Annotated in this window: 1 protein-coding gene; it reads right to left on the reverse strand. The window is 66.2% G+C overall.

Going from position 1 to position 1,125, the window contains the following annotated elements:
* On the reverse strand, window positions 1–1,125 hold a 1,125-nt coding region (locus ACH4PU_RS36195), incomplete at both ends, for a type I polyketide synthase (RefSeq protein WP_398282345.1).

The raw sequence follows: 1,125 nt of genomic DNA on the forward strand, positions 1-1,125 counted from the left end.
GACGACACCCCCGCACGACGCGGACGCCCCTGCGGCTCGGGCCACTCCCGGGACTCGGTCAGCAACTCCACCGCACCCGACGACCAATCCACATGCGGCGACGGCTCCTCCACATACAACGTCCGCGGCAACACCCCATGCCGCATCGCCATCACCATCTTGATCACACCAGCCACACCCGCAGCCGCCTGCGTATGACCGATGTTCGACTTCACCGACCCCAACCACAAAGGACGTCCCCGATCCCGCTCCTGCCCGTAGGTGGCCAGCAGCGCCTGCGCCTCGATCGGATCGCCCAGCGTCGTCCCCGTCCCATGCCCCTCCACCACATCCACATCCCCCGGCGACACCCCCGCCACCGCCAACGCCCGCCCGATCACCCGCTGCTGCGACGGACCATTCGGCGCCGTCAACCCATTCGACGCACCATCCTGATTCACCGCCGAACCCCGCACCACCCCCAACACCCGATGCCCCAAACGCCGCGCAACCGACAACCGCTCCACCACCAACACCCCCACACCCTCACTCCACCCCGTCCCATCCGCCCCCGCCCCAAACGCCCGACACCGGCCATCCACCGACAACCCCCGCTGCCGACTGAACTCCACAAACGTCGCCGGCGACGACATCACCGTCACCCCACCCACCACCGCCAACGAACACTCCCCCGACCGCAACGCCTGACCCGCCAAATGCAACGCCACCAACGACGACGAACACGCCGTATCCACCGTCACCGCAGGCCCCTCAAACCCCAACGCATACGCCACCCGACCCGACAACACACTCGCCGTATTCCCCGTCCCCACATAACCCTCCACACCCTCCGGCAACACCCCCAAACGCGACGCATAGTCGTAATACATCACCCCCGCAAACACCCCCACATCACCACCCCGCAACTCCCCCGGAACCAAACCCCCACCCTCCAACGCCTCCCACACCACCTCCAACAACAACCGCTGCTGCGGATCCATCGCCACCGCCTCACGCGGCGACACACCAAAAAACTCCGCATCGAACTCGGCAGCCCCATAAAGGAATCCACCCTCACGGACATAACTCTTCCCCCACCGGCCCGGATCGGGATCGTAGAGGGATTCCACATCCCAGCCACGATCC

Origin of the sequence: Streptomyces sp. NPDC021100, assembly GCF_044333095.1 — a bacterium.
Classification (GTDB): Bacteria; Actinomycetota; Actinomycetes; order Streptomycetales; family Streptomycetaceae; genus Streptomyces.